The 243-nt window shown below is 52.3% G+C and carries 1 pseudogene; it reads left to right on the top strand.

Going from position 1 to position 243, the window contains the following annotated elements:
• Positions 1-243, top strand: a pseudogene (locus LJE08_RS14355) (NAD-dependent malic enzyme); the annotation flags it as partial.

Here is a 243-nt window from a genome sequence, read left to right as displayed (position 1 = left end):
TTTAGCTGGTTTGATCAATGCTGCCAAGGTCGTTGGCAAAAAGCTGCCGGATCTGCGCGTCGTAATCAATGGTGTTGGTGCCTCTGGACTGGCAACGGCGCGCCTGCTGTATGCGGCCGGCATCAAGCACTTAACGCTGGTTGACGTTCACGGCGTCATTACCAGTGAGGATTACCGCGCCAATGATTATCAGCGTGTGTTTGTCGCTAAGCTGGGAACGCCGCAAAATATGGAAAATCAAAA

The organism is Holdemanella sp. DFI.5.55 (assembly GCF_020593575.1).
Lineage (GTDB): Bacteria > Bacillota_I > Bacilli_A > Erysipelotrichales > Erysipelotrichaceae > Holdemanella > Holdemanella hominis.
The sequence above is the reverse complement of the archived record's forward strand: the minus strand, read 5'-3'. Positions and strand labels throughout refer to the sequence as shown.